Origin of the sequence: Streptomyces sp. NBRC 109706, from assembly GCF_000974485.1 — a bacterium.
GTDB lineage: Bacteria > Actinomycetota > Actinomycetes > Streptomycetales > Streptomycetaceae > Streptomyces.
In genome coordinates this window covers 487,541-505,477 of the sequence record NZ_BBOM01000004.1, presented here as the reverse complement: position 1 = coordinate 505,477, position 17,937 = coordinate 487,541, and the positions used below count along the sequence as shown (strand labels likewise).

Annotated in this window: 16 protein-coding genes and 2 tRNA genes; 6 read left to right on the top strand and 12 right to left on the bottom strand. The window is 70.3% G+C overall.

Features of this window, described 5'->3' with window-relative positions:
• Positions 1–66 precede the first annotated feature (66 nt).
• Complete coding sequence (locus tag AOM46_RS01955) at positions 67–2,688, bottom strand: valine--tRNA ligase (RefSeq protein ID WP_062206279.1); 2,622 nt, start codon at positions 2,686–2,688, stop codon at positions 67–69.
• 212 nt (positions 2,689–2,900) lie between these two features.
• Here AOM46_RS01955 and AOM46_RS33765 point away from each other — a divergent pair, with 212 nt between their 5' ends.
• On the top strand, positions 2,901–4,100 hold the full coding sequence (locus AOM46_RS33765) for a hypothetical protein (protein ID WP_158920194.1): 1,200 nt from the start codon (positions 2,901–2,903) through the stop codon (positions 4,098–4,100).
• 104 nt (positions 4,101–4,204) lie between these two features.
• Here AOM46_RS33765 and clpX read toward each other — a convergent pair whose 3' ends face one another.
• The 5 genes from clpX to AOM46_RS01925 form a co-directional block, all read right to left on the bottom strand.
• Positions 4,205–5,500 (bottom strand): ATP-dependent Clp protease ATP-binding subunit ClpX, encoded by a 1,296-nt coding sequence (gene clpX, locus AOM46_RS01945; protein WP_062204606.1) that lies wholly within the window; start codon positions 5,498–5,500, stop codon positions 4,205–4,207.
• A gap of 193 nt (positions 5,501–5,693) precedes the next feature.
• Positions 5,694–6,344 (bottom strand): ATP-dependent Clp protease proteolytic subunit, encoded by a 651-nt coding sequence (locus tag AOM46_RS01940; protein WP_062204604.1) that lies wholly within the window; start codon positions 6,342–6,344, stop codon positions 5,694–5,696.
• Between the two features lie 100 nt (positions 6,345–6,444).
• Positions 6,445–7,059 (bottom strand): ATP-dependent Clp protease proteolytic subunit, encoded by a 615-nt coding sequence (locus tag AOM46_RS01935; protein WP_062204601.1) that lies wholly within the window; start codon positions 7,057–7,059, stop codon positions 6,445–6,447.
• A 216-nt stretch (positions 7,060–7,275) separates the two neighbouring features.
• Entirely contained in the window at positions 7,276–8,724 is a 1,449-nt protein-coding gene (gene tig / locus AOM46_RS01930) for a trigger factor (protein ID WP_062204598.1), read from the bottom strand.
• 100 nt (positions 8,725–8,824) lie between these two features.
• Positions 8,825–8,901: transfer RNA gene (locus AOM46_RS01925), tRNA-Pro, on the bottom strand.
• 178 nt (positions 8,902–9,079) lie between these two features.
• Between AOM46_RS01925 and AOM46_RS01920 the strand changes: the two genes are divergently transcribed.
• Positions 9,080–9,150 (top strand) — tRNA-Gly (locus AOM46_RS01920).
• A 128-nt stretch (positions 9,151–9,278) separates the two neighbouring features.
• Here the strand turns inward: AOM46_RS01920 and AOM46_RS01915 are convergent.
• On the bottom strand, positions 9,279–9,491 hold the full coding sequence (locus AOM46_RS01915; RefSeq protein WP_062204595.1) for a hypothetical protein: 213 nt from the start codon (positions 9,489–9,491) through the stop codon (positions 9,279–9,281).
• A gap of 523 nt (positions 9,492–10,014) precedes the next feature.
• Between AOM46_RS01915 and AOM46_RS01910 the strand changes: the two genes are divergently transcribed.
• The gene (locus tag AOM46_RS01910) at positions 10,015–11,163 is read left to right on the top strand and encodes an acyltransferase family protein (protein WP_067225822.1); all 1,149 of its coding nucleotides are present in this window, start codon (positions 10,015–10,017) and stop codon (positions 11,161–11,163) included.
• A 65-nt stretch (positions 11,164–11,228) separates the two neighbouring features.
• Here the strand turns inward: AOM46_RS01910 and AOM46_RS01905 are convergent, their stop codons facing one another.
• Complete coding sequence (locus tag AOM46_RS01905; protein WP_158920192.1) at positions 11,229–12,056, bottom strand: M23 family metallopeptidase; 828 nt, start codon at positions 12,054–12,056, stop codon at positions 11,229–11,231.
• A gap of 233 nt (positions 12,057–12,289) precedes the next feature.
• Complete coding sequence (locus AOM46_RS01900) at positions 12,290–13,447, bottom strand: PP2C family protein-serine/threonine phosphatase (RefSeq protein WP_062204590.1); 1,158 nt, start codon at positions 13,445–13,447, stop codon at positions 12,290–12,292.
• 158 nt (positions 13,448–13,605) lie between these two features.
• Between AOM46_RS01900 and AOM46_RS01895 the strand changes: the two genes are divergently transcribed.
• Positions 13,606–14,838, top strand: coding sequence for a GNAT family N-acetyltransferase (locus tag AOM46_RS01895; protein WP_062204587.1), 1,233 nt, complete (start codon positions 13,606–13,608; stop codon positions 14,836–14,838).
• 69 nt (positions 14,839–14,907) lie between these two features.
• On the opposite strand, the gene AOM46_RS01890 is transcribed toward AOM46_RS01895, so the two are convergent.
• Genes AOM46_RS01890 through AOM46_RS01880 form a run of 3 tightly spaced genes read right to left on the bottom strand, consistent with a single transcriptional unit; the run spans position 14,908 to position 16,860 of the window.
• Positions 14,908–15,720, bottom strand: coding sequence for an Fpg/Nei family DNA glycosylase (locus AOM46_RS01890; protein ID WP_062204584.1), 813 nt, complete (start codon positions 15,718–15,720; stop codon positions 14,908–14,910).
• A complete protein-coding gene (locus AOM46_RS01885) occupies positions 15,720–16,196 on the bottom strand; it encodes a ribose-5-phosphate isomerase (RefSeq protein WP_062204581.1) in 477 nt (158 codons plus the stop codon). Before AOM46_RS01885 ends, AOM46_RS01890 begins: the two co-directional genes overlap by 1 nt.
• A gap of 58 nt (positions 16,197–16,254) precedes the next feature.
• Positions 16,255–16,860, bottom strand: coding sequence for a biotin transporter BioY (locus tag AOM46_RS01880; RefSeq protein ID WP_062204579.1), 606 nt, complete (start codon positions 16,858–16,860; stop codon positions 16,255–16,257).
• A 91-nt stretch (positions 16,861–16,951) separates the two neighbouring features.
• Here AOM46_RS01880 and AOM46_RS01875 point away from each other — a divergent pair, with 91 nt between their 5' ends.
• Both AOM46_RS01875 and AOM46_RS01870 read left to right on the top strand, forming a co-directional pair.
• The gene (locus tag AOM46_RS01875; protein WP_062204576.1) at positions 16,952–17,140 is read left to right on the top strand and encodes a hypothetical protein; all 189 of its coding nucleotides are present in this window, start codon (positions 16,952–16,954) and stop codon (positions 17,138–17,140) included.
• A 51-nt stretch (positions 17,141–17,191) separates the two neighbouring features.
• Positions 17,192–17,833, top strand: coding sequence for a superoxide dismutase (locus AOM46_RS01870; RefSeq protein ID WP_062204573.1), 642 nt, complete (start codon positions 17,192–17,194; stop codon positions 17,831–17,833).
• Positions 17,834–17,937: the final 104 nt, after the last annotated feature.

Here is a 17,937-nt window from a genome sequence, read left to right as displayed (position 1 = left end):
GCCAGTCTACGGAAGCGGCGACGGCCCCCCGGCCCTGGGGGACGGGGGGCCGATCGCGCGGGTCCGCTACGCGGGCAGCTTCGCCAGCTGGGCCGAGATGCGGGCGATGTCCTCCTCGGCGGCCTGCCGGCGGCCCCGGATCTTGGCGATCACCGGCTCGGGCGCCTTGCCGAGGAACGCCTCGTTGCCCAGCTTGGCCGTGGTCTGGGCCAGCTCCTTCTCCGCGGCGGCCAGATCCTTGGAGAGGCGCTTGCGCTCGGCGGCGAAGTCGATCGCCCCGGAGAGGTCGAGCGCCACCTCGACGCCGGCCACCGGCAGGGTGGCCGTGGCGGCGAAGGAGTCGCCGGCCGGCTCCAGCCGCAGCAGGGACCTGATCGCCGGCTCGTGGGCGGCCAGCCGGGTGTCGGCGAGGGCCAGCGTGGCCGGCACCCGCTGCCCGGGCTGCAGCCCCTGGTCGGCGCGGAACCTGCGGACCTCGGTGACCAGTTGACGGACGGCGTCGAGCTCCGCCTCGGCCTCGGGGGCACGGAAGCCGGAGTCGACCGGCCAGTCGGCGATCACCACGGACTCGCCGCCGGTGAGCGTGGTCCACAGCTCCTCGGTGACAAACGGGATCAGCGGGTGCAGCAGCCGCAGCGTGACGTCGAGGACCTCGCCCAGCACCCGTCGGGAGACCTCGGCGGGCCGGCCGCCGGCGGCGAACGTGGTCTTGGAGAGCTCGACGTACCAGTCGAAGACCTCGTCCCAGGCGAAGTGGAAGAGGGCGTCGCTGAGCTTGGCGAACTGGTAGTCCTCGTAGTAGGCGTCGACCTGGGCGACCACCGCGTTCAGCCGGGAGAGCACCCAGCTGTCGGTGGCGGACAGCTCCTCGGCCGCCGGCAGCGGGCCGGCCACCGTGGCGCCGTTGAGCAGCGCGAACCTGGTGGCGTTCCAGATCTTGTTGGCGAAGTTCCGCGAGGCCTGGACCCAGTCCTCGCCGATCGGCACGTCGACGCCGGGGTTGGCGCCCCTGGCGAGCGTGAAACGGACCGCGTCCGAGCCGTAGGCGTCCATCCAGTCGAGCGGATCGACCGCGTTGCCAAAGGACTTGGACATCTTCTTGCCGAACTGGTCACGCACCATGCCGTGCAGGGCGATGGTGTGGAACGGGGGGACGCCGTCCATCGCATAGAGGCCGAACATCATCATCCGGGCGACCCAGAAGAAGAGGATGTCGTACCCCGTGACCAGCACGGAGTTGGGATAGAACTTGTCGACGCTCTCCGTGCGCTCCGGCCAGCCCAGCGTGGAGAACGGCCAGAGCCCGGAGGAGAACCAGGTGTCCAGGACGTCCGTCTCCTGGTGCCAGCCGGGGCCGCTCGGCGGCTCCTCGTCCGGGCCGAGGCAGCGGATCTCGCCGTCGGGGCCGTACCAGACGGGGATGCGGTGGCCCCACCACAGCTGGCGGGAGATGCACCAGTCGTGGAGGTTGTCCACCCACTCGAAGTAGCGGGTGGACATCTCCTTGGGGTGGATGGCGACCCGGCCGTCGCGGACCGCGTCCCCCGCGGCCTCGGCGAGCGGGGCGACCTTGACCCACCACTGCATGGACAGCCGGGGCTCGACCGTCGTCTGACAGCGCGAGCAGTGGCCGACGGAGTGCTGGTAGGGGCGCTTCTCCGCGACGATCCGGCCCTCCGCGCGCAGCGCGCCGACCACGGCGGCCCGCGCCTCCAGGCGGTCGAGCCCCAGGAAGGGGCCGTGCGCGGTGATCGTGGCCTGCTCGTCCATGATCGAGATCTGCGGCAGGCCGTGCCGCAGGCCGATCTCGAAGTCGTTGGGGTCGTGCGCCGGGGTGACCTTGACGGCCCCCGTGCCGAACTCGGGATCCACATGGGCGTCGGCGACGACCGGGATCGTCCGGTCCGTCAGCGGCAACCGGATCTCGCGGCCGACCAGATGGCGGTAGCGCTCGTCGTCCGGATGGACGGCGACGGCGGTGTCGCCCAGCATCGTCTCGGCCCTGGTGGTGGCGACCACCAGGGAGTCCTCGCCCTCGCCGTAGCGGATGGAGACCAACTCGCCGGCGTCGTCCTGGTATTCGACCTCGATATCGGAGATGGCGCTGATACAGCGCGGGCACCAGTTGATGATGCGCTCGGCGCGGTAGATCAGGCCGTCGTCGTAGAGGCGCTTGAAGATGGTGTTCACGGACCGGGAAAGGCCCTCGTCCATCGTGAAGCGCTCGCGGGACCAGGCGACGCCGTCGCCGAGCCGCCGCATCTGCCCCGAGATCGTGCCGCCGGACTCGGCCTTCCACTGCCAGACGCGCTCGATGAACGCCTCGCGGCCCAGATCGTGCCGGGAGACGCCCTCCTTGGCCAGCTCGCGTTCGACGCGGTTCTGGGTGGCGATGCCGGCGTGGTCCATGCCGGGCTGCCAAAGCGTCTCGAAGCCCTGCATCCGCTTGCGGCGGGTGAGCGCGTCGATCAGCGTGTGCTCGAAGGCGTGCCCGAGGTGCAGGCTGCCGGTCACGTTGGGCGGTGGAATGACGATCGCGTACGGCTCGCGGTCGCTCTTGGCGTCCGCCTCGAAGTAACCCCGGTCTACCCACCGCTCATAGAGCCTGCCCTCTACGTCGGCCGGCGTGTACTGAGTCGGCAGATCTGAGGGGGCGCTGCGGGGCCCGTTGGCGGGCGGCTGGGTCATCTCGGTCACGGCGCTCAGTCTAGGACCCCGCACCGACAGTCCGCGCCGAGGTTTCCCGGCCGCCCCGCACGGTCCGGTAACGGCGTTGCGCGGAACGGAAGATCGTCTCGCCTTCGGCCAGGAACCGCAATGGGGGCGGATGTACAGGAAGCCATCTCATCCGACAGGATGTGCGTGACGCAGACGACGCAGGGCTCGTGAGGGGAAGCAGTATGAGTCAGAACCAGCCGGGTCCGTACGGGCAGCAGCCCCCGCAGGGCCCGCCGCCCGGGCAGCCCGGCCCGTACGGGGCGCCACCGTCGCAGGGCCCGCCGCCCGGCGGCCCCAACCCGTACGCGCAGGGCGGCGCCCCCGGTGGGCCCGGGTACGGATATCCGCAGCAGCCCGATGCGCCGGGACAGCCGGGTGCCCCCGGGCAGCCCGGCCCGTACGGACAGCAGCCCCCTGGCCAGCCCGGGCCCTATGGACAGCAGCCACCGGCACAGCCGGGGCAGTTCCCGGGTCAGCCGGGCCAGCCGGGGCAGTTCCCGGGTCAGCCGGGACCGGGTCAGCCGGGGCAGTTCCCCGGACAGCAGCCGCCCGGGCAGTTCCCGGGGCAGCAGCCTCCCTACGGCCAGCCGCAGCCGCCCGGCGGCGGTGGTGGCAACAAGACCCTGGTGATCGTGATCGCCTCGGTGGTGGCGCTCGCCATCATCGGCGGCCTCGGCTTCTTCCTGCTGAAGGACGACGACGACAACGGCGGCGGGGGCGGCGGCAACAGCGCCGGCACCGACCCGGAGGCGCGCTATGTGCTGGAGCTGCCCGACAGCTTCGGCGACTACGAGCTGACCGAGCCGGTCCAGAGCAGCGACGAGTTCACCGAGGAGGAGCTGGCCGAGGTCGGCCTCGCCGACGCGGAGGGCGCCAGCGCCATGTACCTGGCGGGCATCAGCCTCATCGACGCCAGCCAGCTGCAGGACCCGGCCGAGCTGGGCAGCACCGAGGTCCACACCCTGCTGACGCTGGGCATGTGGGGTCGGATCGAGGACCCCGAGGGCGCCGTCGACGCGTTCCTGGCCTACGGCGCCCAGGAGGCGGCCGCCACCTCGGAGATGACCCTCCACGGCGAGCCGCAGACCATGAACCCGGACGGTCTCAACGGCGCGGTCCTGAAGTGCCAGCAGGGCGAGAGCCGGGACATGTTCACCAACGAGATGGTGCCGGTCCCGGTGTGCGTGTGGGCGGACTACAGCACCGCCGGTTTCACCATCATCCAGAAGCAGACCGGCACCGGCACGGTGGAGATGTCCCTTGAGGACGCCGCCGCGCACACCGCGCAGCTGCGTAACGCCTCCCTGGTCGAGGCCGGGTCCGCCGGCGGGGACACCGAGGGTGCCCCGGAGGACGAGAACCCGGCGGAGGTCGCTCCGTGAGGTCATAGGGTCGGCACTCCCCCGCACCCGAACGGACATGAGGCGGGCCCGGAACCAGCTGGTTCCGGGCCCGCCTCATGTCGTGTCGAGCGGTGCGCCCCCGCTCAGGCCGTCTTCTCCTGCGGCGGCACCGAGGTGTCCCGCTGCTTGGCCAGCCGGGAACGGGGCACCAGCGTCGGGTTGACGTTGGACTTGACGACGTCCTCCGTGATCAGGACCTGGCCGACGTCCTGCCGGGACGGCACCTCGTACATCACGGACATCAGCACCTCCTCCATGATCGCCCGCAGGCCACGGGCCCCGGTGCCGCGCAGGATGGCCTGGTCGGCGATGGCCTCCAGCGCCGGAAGATCGAACTCCAGCTCCACGCCGTCCAGCTCGAAGAGCCGCTGGTACTGCTTGATCAGCGCGTTGCGGGGCTCGACCAGGATGCGCAGCAGGGCCTCGCGGTCCAGGTTGTGGACGGAGGTGATCACGGGGAGCCGGCCGATGAACTCGGGGATCATGCCGTACTTGACCAGATCCTCGGGAAGCGCCTCGGTGAGCAGCTCCGCGCTGCCCCGATCCCGCTTGGAGCGGATATCGGCGCCGAAGCCGATCCCCCTGGCCCCCGAGCGGGCCCGGATGATGTCGTCGAGACCGGCGAAGGCGCCGCCGACGATGAACAGCACGTTGGAGGTGTCGATCTGCAGGAACTCCTGGTGCGGGTGCTTGCGCCCGCCCTGCGGCGGCACCGCGGCCGTGGTGCCCTCCAGGATCTTCAGCAGCGCCTGCTGGACACCCTCGCCCGAGACATCGCGGGTGATCGACGGGTTCTCGCTCTTGCGGGCGACCTTGTCGATCTCGTCGATGTAGATGATCCCCTGCTCGGCCTTCTTGATGTCGTAGTCAGCCGCCTGGATCAGCTTGAGCAGGATGTTCTCCACATCCTCGCCCACATACCCGGCCTCCGTGAGGGCGGTGGCGTCCGTGATGGCGAAGGGGACGTTGAGCATCCTGGCCAGCGTCTGGGCGAGCAGGGTCTTGCCCGAGCCGGTGGGGCCGAGCAGCAGGATGTTGGACTTGGAGAGCTCGATCTCCTCGTCCCGCGACTGGTGGGAGTCGCTGGCCCGAACCCGCTTGTAGTGGTTGTAGACCGCGACCGAAAGCGCCTTCTTGGCGTCCTCCTGGCCGACCACATAACTTTCCAGGAAGTCGTAGATCTCCCGCGGCTTGGGCAGCTCTCCCAGGTCGGAGTCCGGCGAGTCCGCCAGCTCCTCCTCAATGATCTCGTTGCAGAGATCAATGCACTCATCGCAGATATAGACCCCCGGGCCCGCGATGAGCTTCTTCACCTGTTTCTGACTCTTGCCGCAGAACGAGCACTTGAGCAGATCGCCGCCGTCACCGATGCGTGCCACGAGGTGCTTCCCCTTCGACTGCGCACCGCCGGGGCGACGGTGCCGAGTGCTTACTGAAGACGACGGTACCTCGTCGGCCCGGTGGAATGGTCCCCCTTGACGGGAATCCCCCTCGGCGGGGCCTTCCCGTCAAAGGGGATGGAGCCGTTTATCGCGCCGAATGTGTGATCCGGCACAGGTACCGATTGGCGGCCTAGTCGGCCGTGGAGGTGCGGGTGGTGATGATCTGGTCGATCAGGCCGTAGTCGACGGCCTCGGCGGCGGTAAGGATCTTGTCGCGCTCGATGTCGTCACGGATCTGCTCGATCGGCTTGGTGGAGTGCTTGGCCAACATCTCCTCAAGCTGGGTGCGCATCCGCTGCACCTCGCGCGCCGCGATCTCCAGGTCGGAGACCTGACCACGGCCCGTCTCCGAGTACGGCTGGTGGATCAGCACCCGGGAGTTCGGCAGCGCCATGCGCTTGCCCGGGGTGCCGGCCGCCAGCAGTACGGCGGCGGCCGAGGCCGCCTGGCCCATGCAGACGGTCTGGATGTCGGGCTTGACGAAGACCATCGTGTCGTAGATGGCGGTCAGCGCGGTGAACGAGCCACCCGGGCTGTTGATGTAGATCTGGATGTCCCGATCGGGGTCGATGGACTCCAGGCAGAGCAGCTGGGCCATCACGTCGTTGGCCGAGGCGTCGTCGATCTGCACGCCGAGGAAGATCACGCCCTCCTCGAAGAGCTTCGCGTACGGGTCGTACTCGCGCACGCCCTGCGAGGTGCGCTCGACGAAGCGCGGGATCACATAACGGGACTCGGCCGGCAGACGGTCGTAGAGGCCGGAGCCAGGGAACTTGTTCATCGGGGTGTGTACCGCCTTGGGTCTGTGGCTTACGAGCGGGCTGGCGAGCTTCGGTGCTGGACGGTCCTGGGACGCCGGGAGCCGGAGGGCCCCCGAGGGCTCAGGCGCCCGTGCCGCCGCCGCCCGAGATGTCCGCCGCGCTGGTGATGACCCGGTCCAGCAGGCCGTAGTCGCGCGCCTCCTCGGCGGTGAACCAACGGTCCCGGTCCGCGTCCCGCTCCCACTGCTCGAAGGAGACACCGGAGTGCTCGGCCGAGAGCCTGGCCATCTTGCGCTTGGTGCGGAGCAGCTGCTCGGCGTGGATCTTGATGTCCGACGCCGAGCCGGCGAGACCGGCCGACGGCTGGTGGATCAGCACCTCGGCGTTGGGCAGCGCGTAGCGCTTGCCGGCCGCGCCGGCCGTCAGCAGGAACTGGCCCATCGAGGCCGCCAGGCCCATCGCGATGGTGACCACGTCGTTCTTGACGTACTGCATGGTGTCGTAGATCGCCATGCCGGCCGAGATCGAGCCGCCGGGGCTGTTGATGTAGAGATAGATGTCCTTGTCCGGATCGGCGGCGAGCAGCAGCAGCTGCGCCGTGATCCGGTTCGCGATGTCATCGTCCACCGGCTGACCCAGGAAGATGATGCGCTCGTCGAGCAGCCGGTTGTAGACCTGATCGCCGAGGCCACCGCTTGTCGGCTCCGCTGCGGCGGAGGGCATCAAGAGCGTCACGTATCCACCTGCTCATTCCTGGACGGCCTAAGCCTGTGCGCCTGGCCGTCACTCGACATCTGGCTTGTTTCTACGGACCCTAACGCGCGGCTCGGACAGACCCATCCCGACCAGGGAACTGTTCGCTGTGAGCGCAGGGTCACCCCCATCCCGGGTAGCGAACGGGGCCGGACGCGGTGGGCGTCCGGCCCCGTCGAGGTCGCTACTCGCGCCGGCTCAGGCGTCGTTGGGCTTCTCGTTCTTCGTCCCGCCGGCCGTGGCAGCCTCGTTGGCCGCCGCGGCCTCGGCCACCTCGTCCGCCGCATCGTCGGCCTCGTCGGTGGCCTCGTTCACCTCGGCGTCGGCGTCCTCGGGCTCGTCGTCCAGCTCGACCGGGTCGCCGTTGCTGTCCTTGACCGTGGCCTGCTCGACCACGGCGGCCAGGGCCTTGCCCCGGGTGACCTCACCGACCAGCATCGGGACCTGGTTGCCCTCGACGACCGCCTTGGCGAACTGGTCGGGGCTCATTCCCGAGGACTGCGCCCGGCGCACCAGGTGCTCGGTCAGCTCCTCCTGGCTCACGTTGAGGTTGTCGCGCTTGGCGATCTCGTCGAGCACGAACTGGGTGCGGATGCCCTTCGCGGCCTGCTCGCGCAGCTCCTCGTCGAACTCCTCGGCGGTCTTCTCCTGGAGCTTGAGGTAGGCCTCCAGGTCCATGCCGAGCTGGGGCAGCTGGTGGTGCTCCAGGTTGTGCTTGCGGGTCTTGATCTCCTCGGCCAGCAGCTTCTCCGGCAGCGGGACCTCGACCAGTTCGAGGAGCGCGTCCAGCACCTTCTCCTGGGCCTCGGTGGCCTGCTGGTAGGTGCGCTCCTCGGTGAGCCGCCTGCGGCTGTCGTCGCGCAGCTCCTCCAGCGTGTCGAACTCGCTGGCCAGCTGGGCGAAGTCGTCGTCCAGCTCGGGCAGTTCACGGGCGGAGACGGACTCGACCGAGACCGTGACCTCGGCCTCCTGGCCGGCGCCCGAGCCGCCGCGCAGCTCGCTGGTGAAGGTGGCGGTGCCGCCGGCCGCGAGGCCGATGACGGCCTCGTCCAGACCTTCGAGCATCTGGCCCGAGCCGATGGTGTAGTTGACCCCGGTGGCCACGCCGTCCTCAAGGACCTCGCCGTCGACCTTGGCCTCAAGGTCGATCTTGACGACATCGCCGTCGGCGGCCTCGCGCTCGACCACGGTGGTGGAGGCGAAACGGTAGCGCAGCTGGTCGACGGCCTTCTCCAGGTCCTCGTCGGAGACCTCGACGGCGTCGACGGTGACCTCGATGCCCGAGTAGTCGGGGATCTCCAGCTCGGGGCGGATGTCCACCTCGGCGGTGAAGGTCAACGTCTCGTTGTCCTTCAGCTCGGTGATGTCGACGTCCGGCTGGCCGAGCGGGTTCAGCTCGCCCTCGTTGACCGCGTCCGTGTAGAACTTGGGCAGCGCCTCGTTGACCGCTTCCTCAAGGACCGCACCACGTCCGAAGCGCTGGTCGATGATCCGGGCCGGGATCTTTCCCTTACGGAAGCCCGGCACCTGGACCTGCTGGTTGATCTTGCGGTACGCCGCGTCGAGGCTGGGCTTGAGCTCCTCGAAGGGCACCTCGACAGTGAGCCGAACCCGGGTGGGGTTCAGGGTCTCCACGGCGCTCTTCACGGTCGGTCTCCTTGGGGCTGACAATCGAGAGATCTGGCGAAACGACTGAAGCGCCCCGTCATGCGGACACACCACAGGCGCACAGGCAAGTCATCGTACGTGGTCGGGGTGGCCGGATTCGAACCGACGACCTTCCGCTCCCAAAGCGGACGCGCTACCAAGCTGCGCCACACCCCGTCGTGGCTCACGACGCGGTACGTAGCGTACAGGGCTGTGGGCCGGGCCGACTCTCGGGCCCACGGCGAGCCCGCCGACCGCCGTCGCCGAGCGCGCCCGCGATGTCGGCGGGCGGGGTGGGCCGTTGGGCGCTGGTACGATGCTCAGCGTCTCCGAGGCGCATGCCGCCTCGGCGCGTGCGGGCGTAGCTCAATGGTAGAGCCCTGGTCTTCCAAACCAGCTACGCGGGTTCGATTCCCGTCGCCCGCTCTCTCGTTGCCGTCCGGCTCGTTCCCTCTCACCCGCGCCCGATCCACCGGCGCCCGGCCCGGCCCCTCTCGGGGACCGGGCCTCATCTCTGTCCCGCCGGTCGCGGGTGCGGCCTCGGGGTGGCCGGGTCAGGGCGCGCTGTTGATGGAGTCGTCCACGTCGCTGACCCCGTCGGTGACGGACCGCAGGAAGTCGTTTATCGGGTCGGCGGCGCCGGTGGAGGCCAGGGAGAAGCCGAAGAGGATCGCCACGATGGCCGGGCCCCACTTGACCGCCCCGCTTCGGATCATGAAGAACATGATCACGCCGAACAGCAGGGCCAGAGAGAACGAGATAACCACAACTGATCACACCTTCGGAAGGTCGCCACTGCTCCGTCAGGGGCTTGACCACGGCCGCCACACCCCCGCAGGCACCATCGTGCCATCAACTGCCGGTCCAAGGGAGGCGGATGACCCTCCGACAGACCCGTCGGACGGCGTCCGGGGGAGCTCGGACGCCGCTTCGCCCGTTATCTGTCCGTTAGCCACCGCACCCCCCGGGCCGACGACAATTCCAGCGCGCGGCGCCGACGTTCGGGAGCCCTTGCTCGACGGCCGACGCGGGCTATTCGTCGGCCATTCCTCCCACATCGCGGGGCTCACCGGTCGTCGACGGGCCGCCCGATAGAGACTGTTTAGTCTGGATTTACCGCAGTCAAATCACCCGATTTCAGACACTGACCGGACGTCGCCCACCGGAGATTCTCGTTTCGTCATCAGAATCCTCATGAGGATTCCCGCATTCCGTCGGGCGAATGTACGGATCACCTGAAGAAGCGCTATCGTGCGAACAATGTTGCACGTCCGTAACCAACGAGCCCCCTTGCCCGAGGTCCGGGCGACGAAGGCCGTCCCCCCACCGGCTACCACGGACGGTCAAGCCCGAAGCACCTCGCGCGACCCATTCTTCGACAACGCCAAGTACCTGGCCATCGTCCTGGTGGCGATCGGCCACGCGTGGACCCCGCTGCGGGAGGACTCCCGCACGATGGCGGCGCTGTACATGTTCGTCTACGCGTTCCACATGCCGGCCTTCATCATGATCGCCGGCTACTTCTCGCGGAACTTCACGGCCCGCCCGCACCAGTTGAGACGGCTGGTGAGCGGGGTACTGGCGCCCTATCTGATCTTCGGTGTGGCCTATGTGCTGTTTGTCCGCTGGGGCACCGACAGCCCGGACTACCCCTTCGCCCTTCTGGACCCCTACTACCTCACCTGGTTTCTGATCGCGCTCTTCGTCTGGCGCATCACGGCCCCGCTGTGGAACGTCGTGCGCTGGCCGATGCCGATCGCGCTGACGGTCGCCGCGCTGGCCAGCTTCACGCCCTCGCTGGGCAACGACCTCAACATCCAACGCGTCCTGCAGTTCCTGCCGTTCTTCGTGCTGGGCATGCGGTTGCGCCCCGAGCACTTCGAGCTGGTGCGCCGCCGCGAGGTGCGGCTGGCCGCGCTGCCCGTCCTGCTCGGCGCGCTGGTCACCGCCTATTGGGCGGTCCCCCGGATGGACGCCGGCTGGTTCTACCGCAGCTCAAGCGCCCAGGAGATGGGCTTCGACTGGTGGATCGGCGTGGTGATGAGCCTGGCGCTCTTCGGCTGCGGCCTGGTGCTCAGCGTCGCCTTCCTGTCCTGGGTGCCCCGGCGCAGACGCTGGTACACCGCGCTGGGCGCGGGCACGATCTACGGCTATCTGCTGCACGGCTTCGTGGTGAAGGCGTCGCGCTGGTGGGAGTGGTACGACGTGGCCTGGGTGGACACCCCGGGCGGACGTCTGGCGGTCACCGCGCTCGGCGCGCTGGTGGTCACCCTGCTCTGCACCGCACCGGTCCGCCGCGTCTTCCGGTTCATGGTGGAACCGTCCCTGAGCTGGGTGTTCCGGGGCGACGACGAGACGGAACGAAAAGAGCGCGGCGCCGGCGGCGAGCGGGGCCGGTCCGACGAGACGGGCAACCGTAAGCCGGTCAAGGCGGGTTGACGTGCGGCCGGTGGCCCACCGCGCGGGGTGGGCCACCGGAGGTGGCTCAGGGCACCGGAGGCGGCTCAGGGCACCGCCACGCCGTGGTTCGCGAGATAGCTGAGCGGATCGACATCGCTGCCGTAGTTCCGGTCGGCCCTGATCTCGAAGTGCAGATGCGGGCCGGTGCTGCGGCCGGTGTTGCCCGAGTCGCCGATCCAGCTCTCCGCCGCGACCCGCTGCCCCGGCTCGACGGCGATGCCGGAGAGATGGGCGAAGAGGGCGAAGTAGCCGTCGTCCAGGGCGACCAGCACCATGGCGCCGTAGTCCGGGTGGTATCTGGTCTCGGCCACGGTGCCGGGGCCCACGGAGTGGATCGCGGTGCCGACGGGCACGGCGAAGTCCACGCCGGTGTGGTAGCCGGCGGCCCAACTGCCCGGCCGGCCGTAGGCGGCGGAGATCGGGTAGCCGCTGACCGGCATCGCCCACTCCTCGGCGGCGAGCGGCTGCCAGTACCACGGGGCCTCGTCCATGTCCCCGAGGCCGCCGAAGTAGGGGCCGAGCGCGTCCCCGGCCGCGTTGTCGCCGAGGCCGCCGAGCAACTGGCTGATCTCGCCTGTCGGTTGGTCGGTCCTGTCCTCGTGGCCGATGGCCGCGACCGCCCAGGGCCCCGTTATCGCCAGCGCGCCCAGCGCCGTGCAGCCGGCGGCCCGCCGGGCCAGCAGGCGGCGGCCCCTGAGGGCGGCCAGCGGCGCCGACACCCGCCGGGCCCAACGCGCGGCCGTCCGTCGAACGGGGAGGCGCCGGGCCTCCGTCTTCCCTGGCGCCCCGGGTCTCTCCGGCCCGTCGGCCTTCTCAACGTTCGCCGCCTGCTCCGGTTCCGCCGGGTGTCCTGGGTTTCTGACATCGCTCATGATCACGAGCCAAGGCCACCCACGGGCGCGTCGCATCAGGGCGGGGGCGGCGGCCAGGGCCGTTCGGCCCAGGACGGGGGCCCGGGCGCCGACCATCCCCGCAGCTCACCACCGGCGACACGGAACGTGCGCATTACGCTCCGCCGGGTGATCAGCCCAGTGGGTGGGTGAACCCGAAGGACCGAAGCTGACGGAAACCGACGGACAACGATCCGAGCCGCATGGACGGGCGGCTACTCCCGACCGATCAGGACCAGCGCGCGGTCGTCGTTGACGTCCTTGGCGACGGCCTCGATCAGATGCCAGGCGGTGTTGCGGAAGCCGGTGGCCACATAGCGGTCGGCGGCGCCGGTCAGCCGGTCGATGCCCTCGGAGAGATCCTGGTCGGGCCGCTCGACCAGGCCGTCGGTGAAGAGCATCAGCACATCGCCCCGGCGCAGCGTGCCCTTGGCCGGATGGAACTCGGCGCCGTCGTAGACGCCGAGCAGCGGGCCCTCGGCGGTGGTCTCCTGCCACCGCCCGGTGCCCGCGTTCAGCTGGAGGGCGGGAAGATGCCCGGCGGAGAGCAACTCGTAGTCGCCGGTGTCCAGATCGAGCACCAGATGGATGGAGGTGGCGAAGCCCTCCTGCCAGTTCTGCCGCAGCAGATAGCCGTTGGCCGCCGGCAGGAAGCCGTGCGGTGGCAGCGAGCCGAGCAGACCGCCGAAGGCGCCGGAGAGCAGCAGCGAACGGGAGGCCGCGTCCATGCCCTTGCCCGAGACATCCGTCAGCACCACCTCAAGCGTGCGGCGTCCGGGCCCGGTGCGGGCGGCGACCACGAAGTCCCCCGAGAAGGACTGCCCGCCGGCGGGCCGCAGCGACATCTCGTGGTGCCAGCCGGCCGGCAGGCCCGGCAGGGCGCTCTGCGCCCTGATGCGTTCCCGCAGGTCGAAGAGCATGGTGTGGCCGCGCCGCCAGGGGACGCCGACCCGGCTGCGGAACTGCGCGATCAGCAGGCCGATCAGCGCGACGGCGGCGACCAGCAGAATCGTTCCCGGGGTGACCGGGTCGGGGGCGGAGCGCTCGGCGTCGATCAACGCGGTCTCCAGCACCAGCGCGGTGGCGGCGGCGGCATAGAGGCCCAGCAGGCTGGCGGGGCGCAGCAGCAGACCGGCGGCGACCAGCGGCAGCAGCAGCGCCTCGGGCGGGCACCACTCGGGCCAGGTCGCCGTGCCGAAGGCGAGCATGGGGATGGAGAACATCAGGGCGGTGAAGGCGATCCAGTCGGAACCGCCGCCCCTGAAGTAGTCCACGGCGGACCGGCGCAGCCCGACGCGCGCGCGGTGGAGCACCTTGCGGCTCCGCGCCCGCAGGCTCTCCTTGGGAGGGACGGGCACGCTGGGGCGTGTCATGATTTGGGACCTTATCCACCGGGTCAGCCGCACGTCGAACCCCTGGGGTGCTCGGACATCCGTGCGCCCACGCGGGGCGGGCTGGCGCGGCTCCCCGACCGCGCCGGGGCCGGGAAATCGAATCGCCCGGCAGGGTGATCCTTGGTAGGTGTGTCCATATGACGATCGAGGTACGGACCATCGAGGAAGACGAGTGGGAGCGCTGGTACGGCGCCCTGGAGTGGGCGTTCGGCGGTGTTCTCGAAGCGCCGGAGGAGGCGACGCTCTGGCGGGATCTGGCCGATCTCGACCGAAGCGTGGGCGCGTTCGACAAGGGGCGGGTGATCGGCACCTTCGGCACCTTCAACCTGGGCGTCTCGCTGCCCGGCGGCGCGGTGGTCGACGCGGGCGGGGTGACGATGGTGTCCGTGGCCGGGACGCACCGCAGGCGCGGGCTGCTGCGCCGGCTGATGGGCGACGGGCTGCGGGACGCCCATGAGCGGGGCGAGTCCCTTTCGTTGCTGACCGCCGCCGAGGCCGCGATCTACGGCAGGTTCGGCTACGGCGTGGCGACGCGCTCGCTCTCCGCCCGGATCGACACCCATCGGGTGCGGCTGGCCTTCACCCCGCCGGGCACGGACGATATCGAGCTGACCGTGGTCTCCCCCGAGGAGGCGCTGGACCGCTGCGAGGCGCTTTACGCCGAACTGCTGGGCCGGCGGCCCGGGATGCTGCAGCGGCGCCCCGGCTGGGAGCGGCTGCCGCTGCTCGATCCGGAGCGGGAGCGCGACGGCGCGTCCGAGCGGCGCTGTGTGCTGGCCGAACGGGACGGCGAACTGCTCGGCTACGCCCGCTACGCGACCAAGCCGGTCTGGGAGCAGACCGTGGCGGCGGGCCAGGTGCTGGTGCGGGATCTGGACACGCTCGATCCGGCCGCCTACGCCGCGCTGTTGCGCTATCTGCTGGACCTGGACCTGATGTCCTGGGTGCAGTTGTCGGGCCGGCCGCTGGACGACGCCTTCACCCATCTGGTGAACGATATCCGCAGCTGCTCGCTGCAGGTGCGGGACCGGCTCTACCTGCGGCCCGTCGACGTGGGGGCGGCGCTGGCCGCGCGGCGCTACGCGACCGAGGTGGATGTGGTGCTCGATGTGCGGGACGACTTCTGCCCGTGGAACGCGGGCCGCTGGCGGCTGAGCGGCGGCCCGGCCGGTGCGGTCTGTGAGCGCACCGGGGACGCCGCCGAACTGTCCCTGGACGTGCGGGCGTTGAGCACGGTCTATCTGGGCGACAGCTCGTTGGCCGGGCTGGCGACGGCCGGGCTGGTCGGCGAGGAGCGCGCGGGAGCACTGGCGTCGACCTCGACGGCCTTCGGCCATCACCTGGCGCCCTGGTTGCCGCATGGCTTCTAACCCCAACATTCCACCCCCAGTCACCTGATGAAGCCCGAGGATACGGGCCCGCACCGACATCCGGCAGTCTCAGCGAGGCTGACAGCGTGGACACCAGAAGAGATTTCTGGCGGCGAGGGTGGCGGTCGCCACCGGCCCCGCGCAGACCAGACAGCTCTGACCGGCCCTGCGATAGACATAGACCTCGCCCCCGTGGTCGTCCACCCGGGGCGGGCGCCCCATCGCCTCGGGGGTGTGTTCGGGTCGAACGGTATCGATCCGGCCCAGTCTGACACCCTCGCGCATCAGAAGGACCAGATCCGTCCAACAGGCTTCCCATTCGGCCCGGTTGAGGTCACGACCGGGCCGGTGGGGGTCGATGCCGTGCCGGAAGAGGACCTCGGCGCGGTAGACGTTGCCCACGCCGGCGATGACCTGCTGGTCCATCAGCAGGGTGGCGATGGCCGAGCGGCTTCGGGAGACGCGGTGCCAGGCGGCCTCCGGGTCGGCGTCGGCGCGCAGCGGGTCGGGGCCGAGGCGGGCGGCGACGGCGGCCCGTTCGTCGTCGGTGCGCAGGGCGCAGGTGTTGGGGCCGCGGAGTTCGGCCCAGTGGTCCCCGTTGGCCAGCCGGAGTCGTATCTGGCCGACGGGGGCCGGCGCGGGACCGGTGCCGAAGGCGACCTTGCCGTAGAGGCCGAGGTGGATATGGACCCAGCCGAGGAGTTCGGGGAAGCCGAGGAACAGGTGTTTGCCGTGGGCCTCGGTGCCGGTCAGCGGCTGGCCGTCGAGCAGTGCGGCGGTGTCGGCGAACTTGCCCTGGGGGCTGTCCACCCGCACCGGCCGGCCGGCGAACCGCTCGGCGTAGTCGGCGGCCAGCCGGTGGATGACGTGGCCTTCGGGCATCAGCCCTGCTCGGGCAGCGGGGGCAGGGTGCCGTCCGTCTCGTAGGCGGCGAGCATGTCGATCCGCCGGCTGTGTCGCTCGGCGCCCGAGTAGTCGGTGTCGAGGAAGACGGCGACAAACGAGGTGGCCTCGTCGGTGGTGTGCATGCGGGCCCCGACGCTCAGCACGTTGGCGTTGTTGTGCTCGCGGCCGAGCCGGGCGGTCTCCTCGCTCCAGGCGAGGGCACAGCGGACGCCGGCGACCTTGTTGGCCGCGATGGCCTCGCCGTTGCCCGAGCCGCCGATGACGATGCCCAGGGCCTCGGGGTCCGAGGCGACCCGCTCGGCCGCGCGCAGGCAGAACGGGGGGTAGTCGTCCTCGGCGTCGTACCGGGTGGGGCCGCAGTCGACGGGCTGGTGGCCGTGCTGGGTGAGCCAGTCGACCAGGTGGTTCTTCAGTTCGTATCCGGCGTGGTCGGAGGCGAGGTAGACGCGCATGGCCCCCAATATGGCATGGCGCCGGCGGTCGTCCGCCGCCGGCTCCCGCCCTCGTCCGTCAGTCGCCCGAGCGGCGCCCCAGCAGGTGCCAGGCGGCCGGCAGCGCGCCCATGGCCAGCGCCACCTTGAGGGCGTCGCCGAGCAGGAACGGCGTCAGCCCGGCGGAGATCGCCTCGCTCGCCGACATCCCGGTGGCCAGCGCGAGATAGGGGACGCCGATGCCGTAGATGATGACGCTGCCGATCGCCATGGTGCCGATGGTGCGCGGCACCGTGCGGTCACCGCCCCGGCGGGCGAGGGAGCCGACGACGACGGCGGCCAGCAGCATGCCGAGCAGATAGCCGAAGGACGGCATTCCGTAGCCGGAGGTGCCCTCGGAGAACCACGGCATCCCGGCCATGCCGGCCAGCACGTAGAGGGACATGGACAGCGCGGCGCGGCCGGTGCCGAACGAGGCGCCGATCAGCAGCGCGGCGAAGGTCTGGCCGGTGACGGGGACGGGCGAGCCCGGGACGGGAACGGCGATCTGGGCCGCCGCGCCGGTGAGCGCGGCGCCACCGAGGATCAGCGCCACGTCTCTGACGCGGGCCGAGGCGTGGCTGGCCGCGGGGAGCAGATCGGCCAGCACGGCACCCGGCCGGCCGGCGACGATGGCTGAACTCATGGGGATACTCCAGAGCTTCGAGCGAGCGGGACCATCCGACGCTAGCCGAATGCGGTGGCCCCGTCGGAGTGAGCTTGCCGACACTGCCGGGATGACGATGCGGATGACGACGCGGATGACGATCGAACTGCTCGCCGACCGACCGGAGTTGACCGTTCCCCTCGCCGGGATCCGGTACGCGCAGTGGGGCGGGGAGCCGGACCGGGAGCGGCTGGTGGTGACCTGGGTGGCGCGGGACGCCGGGACGGTGCTTCGCAAGGCGCTGAGCGGGCACTACTGATAGCGTGCCGCTATTGCACATCACTCGCAATTAGTGGAGACAGGCAACGGTATGGCCACCTACACGCTCCCCGACCTCCCCTACGACTACGCCTCCCTGGAGCCGGTCATCAGCGGGGAGATCATCGAACTGCACCACGACAAGCACCACGCGGCCTATGTCAAAGGGGCCAACGACACCCTGGACCGGCTCGCCGAGGCGCGGGACAAGGACGCCTGGGACTCGATCAACGGGCTGGAGAAGAACCTCGCCTTCCACCTCTCCGGCCATATCCTGCACTCCATCTACTGGCGCAACATGACCGGTGACGGCGGGGGCGAGCCGCTGGAGAAGGACGGCACCGGGGAGCTGGCCGACGCCATCGCCGAGTCCTTCGGCTCCTTCGCGAAGTTCAAGGCCCAGCTCTCCAAGGCGTCCGCGACCACCCAGGGCTCCGGCTGGGGCGTGCTGGCGTTCGAGCCGGTCAGCGGGCGTCTGGTGGTGGAGCAGGTCTACGACCACCAGGGGAACGTCGGCCAGGGCTCCGTTCCGCTGCTGGTCTTCGACGCCTGGGAGCACGCCTTCTATCTGCAGTACCGCAACCAGAAGGTGGACTTCGTCGAGGCGATGTGGCGTGTGGTCAACTGGCAGGACGTCGCGGCCCGTTACACCTCGGCCAGGAACAACGCCGCCGCGCTGACGCTGGCGCCCTGACGGCGCGGCGCCGCGTCGTACCGAGGCCCCGGTTCGCCCGATCGTCTTCTCACGCCCCGTCGGGGTGGGGCGGGCCGGTGAAGGGAGCGGCCCCCGCGCGGAGG